This is a genomic window from Proteus sp. G4380 (genome assembly GCF_963885725.1).
Lineage (GTDB): Bacteria > Pseudomonadota > Gammaproteobacteria > Enterobacterales > Enterobacteriaceae > Proteus > Proteus mirabilis.
Genome location: NZ_CAWPAV010000135.1, coordinates 1 through 8,351 on the forward strand (window position 1 = coordinate 1; position 8,351 = coordinate 8,351).

Genomic DNA, 8,351 nt, shown 5'->3' on the forward strand with positions numbered 1-8,351 from the left:
AAAATATTATGACTAATTGATGTTGATAAATAATGTAGTGCGTTTATTTGAGGAATTATGAATATAGCGATGACAGAAAGATATAAATGGTTATTGTTTTTCCTATTTATCTTATTAACTTATTTTATTCCTTTAGAAACGCGCCTGTTATGGCAACCAGATGAAATTCGTTATGCTGAAATTAGCCGTGAAATGTTAGTTTCTGGCAATTGGTCAGTGCCTTATCTTCTTGATATTCGTTATTTTGAAAAACCTGTTTTAGGATATTGGATCAATTGTATTGCTCAGTGGCTATTTGGTGAAAGCCATTTTGCGGTGCGTATTGTTGTAGTAACATCAACCTTATTAACAGGATGGCTTATTTATAAAGCGGCAATGGTAGTTTGGCGCAATAGCGCTCTTGCTTTTAATGCTATGACCGTTTTTTTATCTTCTTTTCTGGTATTAGCAATAGGTACTTATAATATATTAGATCCTATTGTGACGCTGTTTGTGACCGCTGCAATGTACTCATTTTTAGTTGCGTTATCGACCCCGAATAAAAAGGGCAAAATAATTGCTTATATGGGTATTGGCTTTTTTTGCGCACTTGGTTTTTTAACAAAAGGCTTTATTGCGGTTGTTTTACCTGCATTAGTTTTTTTAGTCATGGCAATTAGTCAAGCTCGCTTTAAAGAAGTGGTTTGCTATTCCTCTATTGTACTGTTAGCTCTCGCTATTACAGCTGGACCTTGGGTGATTACTGTTGCATTACAAGCACCGGATTATTGGAATTATTTTTTCTGGGTTGAACATGTACAGCGTTTTATTGCTAAAGAGTCTGCTCGCTCACAACCAACGTGGTTCTATATCCCGATAGTTATATTGGGTGTATTGCCTTGGCTAGGTTTTTTATTTGGTGCATTAAAATCAGCTTTCTCTTTAAAAAAAGGTACACTCTATTTTCTGCTGTGGTTTGCTCTCTTTTTTGCTTTTTTCTCAGCCTCAAAAGGAAAACTATTAACCTATATGCTACCGTGCTTTGTGCCATTATCTATTTTAATTGCACACTATATCGAAGAGTTAAAAGATAGACCTGATGAGAAAATTAGCAAAGTGAATGCATCTATCAATATTGCTTTTGGGCTAATGGGTATATCAGCCGTTATCTATTCTTTATACAGTGCCAAATTTGCGCTTTATGATACGAATGAAACGTTAAAAATAGTGTTAGCAATAAGTGGGTTTTTATTTTGGAGTGTGATTGGTGCGGGGGCGCTGTTTAGACAAACACAGTTTTTAACGATGTTTTGCTCTATCGGACTAAGTTTAGTTATTGGCTATGCAATCCCAGAAAAGATAGAAAGTAGAAGTACACCGGAAAATATTATCCAACGTTATTATGAGCCTTTGAGTAATAAATCGTATCTTTTAACGGACGAAGTTGGTATTGGTACATCACTTGCTTGGGGACTAAAACGGACTGATATTCGTTTAACAGAGACGAAAGGTGAGTTGGCTTATGGTTTAAATTACCCAGATGTAAAAAATAAATACTATAGCCTTGAACAGCTATTAGCATTAATTGAAGCAAACCAATATAAAGGGGTAGCGATTGTTTTAGTCAGACCTGATAGAAAGCAGATTTTGACTAAATTGACTACATTAAAGGAAAAGCCGATAGTAGAAAAAGAGGGCGATTTAACGCTGGTGTTCTTTAATTAGCTGAATTGCTTTAATATTTATTTTGCTGTGATGTTTTTTCTCAGTGAGTACTGATCATGTATTACGATTTTGCTTTTCGTGTGATTTATATGTGATCTAGATTAAAAAACAGAATTTGTCGGTAAATATATTTTGCTCTTTGTCGTTTTAATGATAGGTTTAAAATGTGTCCATTAGAACGGAGTTAGCTAAGCACTATATGACAAGTCACTTAACTTTATCAGAACCCCCACCCAGACAAAATGTACTCATGAATAGGGGGAATTTATGCTGATTTTTTTAACTGAATGTATTATCGGTCTGGCATCAATTGCTCTTACTCACCGTGTATTAATGTTGTACGGTAATAAAAAGAAGTGATGAAAATACGATATGCTAATAAGCTAAGTAATCTATTAGACTAACTATCATAGACGCAAAGCCCTATAACCTGATTAATTATAGGGCTTTTATTATAGTATTGAGTTAAATTAAATATATATTTTCAGCTACTGAAAATAGTTTTCAATAATTTTTATTTTTTCAATGTCTAGAGTATTGGTATATTGATGTAATAATGCCCAAGCTTGAATATAATCATATTTGGCTTTGATTAAATCTTGCTGCGCTCTATATAAAAGCTCTTCCGCATTAAGCACATCAACCATCGTTCGCTGACCACCAATATAGCTTTTTCGTGTTGCATTTAATTGTAACTTAGCGGAACTAACGGCTTGCTCAAAAGCCATCAATTTAATATGGCTCGTTGAGCAAATTTGATATTGATATCTTAATTCCTGCATAATATTTTGAATAATAGCATCCCTTTCAAATGCACTCATCTGATATTTTGCTGTCGACTGACGCATTGATGCCGTTGTTTTACCCCCATTAAATAAAGGCATACTGACATAAAAACCCACGTTAGCAGATTGGTATTTCTGGTTAATGGTATTATTACTATCAGAATTACTACTAGAGTAAGCCGCATAAAATTGTACTGTTGGAAAAAATTCACCTCTATTTTTCTCAATCTCTTGTTTAGCTATCGCCATTTCATGACGAGCAGATTGTATCTTTAAGTTATTTTGTATGGCATTTTTTTCCCATGTGGAATAGTCATCGGGAGCCAGTGATTGAAGAACAAACTTTGTATCAGTTAGCTTTGCGATGTGCTCATGAGTAGGCAATTGTGAACCGATCATAGCACTGAGTTTGTTTTTAGCCTTTTCAATTTCTAATTGAAGATCGGTATATTGTGACTGGGTTAAATATAAACGAGTCTCTATTTCAGCAATATCTGTTTTGGTTCCTTCTCCTAACTCAAATAGGCGTTGACTTGAAGCTAGTTGTTTTTGATAGATTTCTTGCTGTGCTTGATTTAGTAATAATTTATCTTGTGTATAAGCAACTTGAATATAATTATCAATAAGTCGAATAATTAATTCTGAAAATTTATTTTGATAATGACTGTCTGCTAATAATGTTTTAATGATAGAAGCTTTGTATTCACTAAATGCGGTGTAGTCAAATAGTGGTTGACTAATAATCGCGTTGACAGAATAGCTTTGATAGTTTTGATACTCAACTGTTGTTATTTTATCCTGAAATATATTTATTGGATAAGCCTTACGTTGCCAGTTGCGAGGATTATTTTTGTAATTGACAGAAATATTGGGTAGCAATTGTGATAACCCGATATTTTCATACTCTTTACCTGCTACTTGCTCTTTTACCGCAGCATTAAATGTGGGATCATGTTTAATTGCTAAAAAATAGAGATCAGACAGTGTAACCGCTGAAGCTGGCAAGCTTAGGAGTCCTACGGAAAAAAGTGTAAAAAGTTTTTTTATTAGCATCATTATTCTTCCGTTAATGAAGTATGGAGCCTATCCAATACTGGTTTGAAAAGATAATTTAATAATGAGCGATCGCCAGTTTTAATAAATACATCAACGGGCATACCTGCTTTCAATTTATTTTTATTATCTGCTAATAATGTATAATCTTTTATGTTAATAAGAACTTGATAATATGGCTCAGTTGTTCGTTCATCAATTAATCTATCGGCAGAAATAATCGTTACTTCACCAGGAATTTTTGGCGTGGTATTTTGATTAAAGGCACTAAAGATCAAATCAACGGGAAGGCCAGGAGTTACCTTATCAATAAGATGCGGAGCAAGACGCGCTTCAATAACAAGTTGATGATCTTCAGGCACTATATCCATCAATGTCTGACCTGTTTTTACAAAGCCACCTTGGGTAAAAACAGAAAGATCCATCACAGTACCCGATATCGGTGCGATAATTGCCATTTTAGCTAATTTATCTGTTTCTATAATAAGTTGTTTTTCTGTTTCACTGATTTGTAATTGTATTTTATTTAGCTCTGTTCGAGCTAATTGGTAGTAATTAGCATTACGTTGCAATATTCTTTGCTCATATTCTAATTTTTGCTTTTCTAATGCGCTTATTTGCCCAAAAGTCTCGTTAAGTTGATTATTATTTTCAGCTAATTCTCTTATCATTTCTTGATATCGGTGACGAGGAATATATCCTTCATTAGCTAAAATTTGTAAATCATTAAGCTGGTTTTGTAGATTACTAATTTGACTCTTTTTATTCTGAATTGAGCGCTTTAGATGGGTTAGGCGACTAGTAATGCCATCGATAGCTGCTTTATAACCATTTATTTCACTTATTAATTCTGCACTTTTTTCATTTAATAAACGATTTTGTTGTAGTAATAACTTCTCTCTATTTTCAGTAGATGAATAGTATTTCTCGTTATTATTTAATTTAAATGAAGTTTGTTGATTAAGTTCAGCATATAATCTTTGTTGAGTGATCAGTAAATTATCATATTGCTCTGATAACGATTTTACTAAGGCTTGAGATTGAAGAGGGCTTAGTTGTATCAGGGTTTGTCCGGCAGATACCGGATCACCATTTTTTACAAAAATATGAGTAATAATACCTTCAACAGAAGATTGTACACTTTTTTTATTCCCCGATATTACTACGTTTCCTATTGCAGGAACGCCTTTATCAAGGGGCGCGAAAGCAGCCCAAAAAATAAAAATTGCTAAGCCTAATAAAACCACAGTCCATCCAATAACGAGAAATTTCTTTGGATCATCTGAAATTTTTTCTGACAGTGGTATAATATTTTTTTCTATAGTCATGATCAATTCCGAAAAATTAAGCGTTATTTGAGGTTGCTGGTGTTGAAGAAATAGTGTTTGCCGTTTTTGTGATAGTTGGATTATTTAATTCAGCAATAACAGACGCCGTTGGACCGAATAATTTGGTGTTTCCATCAAATATCACTAATAATTTATTGGTGACAGAAAGTAGCTGTTTTTGGTGGGTAATTAAAATAACGGTTTTTTTATGCTGTTTTAATGTTTCGATCGCCTGTGTTAACGCTCTAATACCTAAATCATCTAAATTAGAATTTGGCTCATCTAAGACAACTAACGTGGGATCGCCATATAATGCTCTGGCTAATGCAATACGTTGTTTTTGTCCGCCGGATAATCCTTCACCGTGAGCACCAATTTGGGTTTCATATCCTTGAGGAAAGCGTAAAATCATCTCGTGTACATGTGCCATTTTGGCGGCTTGGATCACTTTTTGAGGATCAACCTCAGTAAAGCGTGCAATATTTTCAGCGATAGTGCCGGGGAAAAGGGCGATTTCTTGAGGTAAATAACCAATATGTGGGCCAATTTCTTCTTTACTCCACTGAAAGATATCCGCATTATCTAATCGCACAATGCCTTTTTTGACCTGCCATATACCGACAATAAATTTTGCTAAAGAAGACTTACCAGAAGCACTCGGGCCAATAATACCTAGTATATCTCCCGGTAATAGAGCAAAATTGATATTATTTAGTAATATTCTGTCACTGTGTGGATACACGGCTTCATCGATATTAACAAGTAATTGGCCTTGAGGCTTAGGTAAGGCCATTTTTTTATTTTCTTGAGGGTATGTTTTTAATAAAGTTGTCAATCGATTGTAGGCTGCTTTACTACTATCCCAACTTTTCCATACATTGATCACTTGCTCAATAGGGGCTAATGCTCGACCTAAAAGTATTGAACCGGCAATCATCATTCCAGGACTGATAGTATTATCAATAGCAAGCCATCCCCCTAAACCTAGCATTAAAGATTGTAATGCCATACGTGTTACTTTTGTGATAGCGTTAATACCAGCTGCATTATCACTGGCTTGTGTTTGTGCTTGTAAATATTTGAAATGAGAGGTTTGCCATTGTTTACGTAATTGACTAAGCATTCCCATCGCTTCGATAGTCTGTGGATGTTCTAAATGATGACTTTGTATTAGTTGTGCTTGATTGGCAAAATTGTTCGCTTTTTTTAAATGATTTTTAGATAGATATTCATTAAGGATAGCCAAAGCAAATAAGATAAGGGCACCACAAAGTGCAAATAATCCTAACCAAGGATTAAATAAAGTAATAACTAAAAGGTAAATAGGGAACCAAGGTAGATCAAAGAAAGTGAATATGGCATGACTAGTAATGAATTGTCGTAAAGTAATTAGATCTGTTAATGCTAACGTTGGATTAATATTCGCTATTTTGTTTAATTTTTCTCGGTAAGCTGCAGTATAAATGCGTGAATTAAGTGATAAATCTAATTTATTACTCATACGTATAACAATAATGCTTCTTAAATATTCTAATCCTCCCATAAAGATAAAAAGAGCTAACATAATGATTGTTAGCATCAATAGTGTCATTTCATTACCTGATGGTAATACTCGATCGTAAACTTGTAACATATAAATAGAAGGGACTAACATTAATATATTAATTAAAGCGGTAAATAGCCCAATAGAGAGAAAAACTTTTCGTCTCTCTTTTATGATACTTGTTATCTCGTTATTATATTTTATTTGTGGCATGTGGTATTCCTGATTTAATTTGTCTATTTTTAGTACTAAATATCTTTTGTTGGTCTTAAAGAAGCGTCTATTTTCACTTTATTTATTATTATGAATATCAAAATAGCTTCATTTAAAGCAAAAGAGAGTAGGAGAAATAACTTTCTCCTACCCAACTATGACTTAAACAATAAAATCAGTTTCGTAATTAACAAAACCTACGATATCAATTTTAAAATCAGGATTATAATTATAGCCATAAGCATTAATGGCTAATTCAGAAGCATTGGTTACTTCATTATAGCTAAGAGTTGCTTCGCCAGCATTTCCTGTAAAATTATCAACAAAGTTAAGAATTTTGCTACTAAATGTATCTTGAATTAATGTTGATAAATCAATTTTATCAATACCGGTTTTGAAATCCATTATTTTATCTGCGGCTGATACTAAAGAATCTGCAATTTCTTTATAAATAAAGGTATTGCTTCCTGTGCCACCATGTAATGTATCTTGTCCACGACCACCATAAATAGTGTTATTACCACTATGGCCATAGATAATATCGTCTCCTTCGCCTCCAATAAGAGTATTATCAGCATCATTACCATGAATAATATCATTACCAAAACCACCAATTGCATTTTCTATGGTAACATTTTGTGCAATAGAAACATTTTTCTGTAATCCCCCCACATCAGAAAAGTTCCCAGCACGTAAATCAATCAGTTGATCTTGATAGAAGCCTGAGAAATCAAATGTATCGTTACCACCACTATCCCATACAGAGAAAATTAATTTATCATTGCTATCAGTAGCCGTATAATAATCAATCCCAGTATTTGAATTGAAACCATATACATCATCACCTGTTCTGGTAGTCGTATTTGCGCCATAGAGATATTGCATAGCAGAAATATCATGAAGGAGAGGGGCTCCGGCATAAGCACCTTGGAAGTGGGCGCCTGTTTCATATTCATCCCAATAGCTCATTACTGTATATTGGCGACTATCTTCCGCATAATCAGATTTTAAATAACCTGGAACATTCTGACCTGCGTTATAATCACCAGGATGCATAAGACCCAGTGTATGACCAATTTCATGGATAATAGTTAAACGACCATAATTACCCAATTCTGGTGTAGTATTACCTGCATAATGATAATCACTAAACCATGCTTGGCCAGAAAGATCTTTTCCATAAGCATAGGTATTAGGCAATGTTGCATAAGCCTGAAATGTGCCATTGGGATCATAGATATTACCAAAAGTAATATCTGTTTTTACGTCAGAAGCCTTCATTCCATCAACATTCCCAACAGCAACTTCAGTAAATTTAATATTTGCAATGTCAGACCATGCATCTAAAGATTTTCTTGCATGCTCTTTTTGTAATTCATTAAATTCATAAGGATTCTTATTACCAAATTGATTAAATTTGCCTTCCCATTTTGGGAATGAATAAGTCACCTCAGCGGGTTGCCCAATAACATATTTGCCATTCCAAGTGGAATCTTCACGGGCTATATGTTTTCCTGCGGTATCATAATCAAAAGAAGGTAATACTTTGGTTGAATAGTTATAGAAGATCCCGCTTTTATCTAATAAATCAGAAATATTAGATAACCCAACGGCTTTTTTTAATAAAAAAGATCCCATAATATCCTCCAGATATAAATTTAGGTTAAGTTTATTTTCATACTGAAAATATATTTATCTGGCGAATGCCATTGAGGATAAAGATAG

The 8,351-nt window shown here is 33.8% G+C and carries 5 protein-coding genes; 1 reads left to right on the forward strand and 4 read right to left on the reverse strand.

What is annotated here, in order from left to right:
• Nucleotides 1-57 precede the first annotated feature (57 nt).
• Nucleotides 58-1,704 (forward strand): lipid IV(A) 4-amino-4-deoxy-L-arabinosyltransferase, encoded by a 1,647-nt coding sequence (gene arnT, locus AACU98_RS12200; protein WP_161734603.1) that lies wholly within the window; start codon nt 58-60, stop codon nt 1,702-1,704.
• 488 nt (nt 1,705-2,192) lie between these two features.
• Here the strand turns inward: arnT and AACU98_RS12205 are convergent, their stop codons facing one another.
• The 4 genes from AACU98_RS12205 to AACU98_RS12220 form a co-directional block, all read right to left on the reverse strand.
• On the reverse strand, nt 2,193-3,545 hold the full coding sequence (locus AACU98_RS12205) for a TolC family outer membrane protein (RefSeq protein WP_012367534.1): 1,353 nt from the start codon (nt 3,543-3,545) through the stop codon (nt 2,193-2,195).
• Nucleotides 3,545-4,870 (reverse strand): HlyD family type I secretion periplasmic adaptor subunit, encoded by a 1,326-nt coding sequence (locus AACU98_RS12210; RefSeq protein WP_161734606.1) that lies wholly within the window; start codon nt 4,868-4,870, stop codon nt 3,545-3,547. The genes AACU98_RS12205 and AACU98_RS12210 overlap by 1 nt, the downstream gene beginning before the upstream one ends.
• Before the next feature lie 16 nt (nt 4,871-4,886).
• Complete coding sequence (locus AACU98_RS12215; RefSeq protein ID WP_004252439.1) at nt 4,887-6,626, reverse strand: type I secretion system permease/ATPase; 1,740 nt, start codon at nt 6,624-6,626, stop codon at nt 4,887-4,889.
• A gap of 162 nt (nt 6,627-6,788) precedes the next feature.
• Nucleotides 6,789-8,264, reverse strand: a complete 1,476-nt coding sequence (locus AACU98_RS12220; RefSeq protein ID WP_004244908.1) for a serralysin family metalloprotease — start codon at nt 8,262-8,264, stop codon at nt 6,789-6,791.
• Between the last annotated feature and the right edge of the window lie 87 nt (nt 8,265-8,351).

Excerpts from the sequence above, each read along its gene's own strand:
- arnT (WP_161734603.1), top strand. The coding sequence starts at position 58 with ATGAATATAGCGATGACAGAAAGATATAAATGGTTATTGTTTTTCCTA.
- AACU98_RS12205 (WP_012367534.1), bottom strand. The coding sequence starts at position 3,545 with ATGATGCTAATAAAAAAACTTTTTACACTTTTTTCCGTAGGACTCCTA.
- AACU98_RS12210 (WP_161734606.1), bottom strand. The coding sequence starts at position 4,870 with ATGACTATAGAAAAAAATATTATACCACTGTCAGAAAAAATTTCAGAT.
- AACU98_RS12215 (WP_004252439.1), bottom strand. The coding sequence starts at position 6,626 with ATGCCACAAATAAAATATAATAACGAGATAACAAGTATCATAAAAGAG.
- AACU98_RS12220 (WP_004244908.1), bottom strand. The coding sequence starts at position 8,264 with ATGGGATCTTTTTTATTAAAAAAAGCCGTTGGGTTATCTAATATTTCT.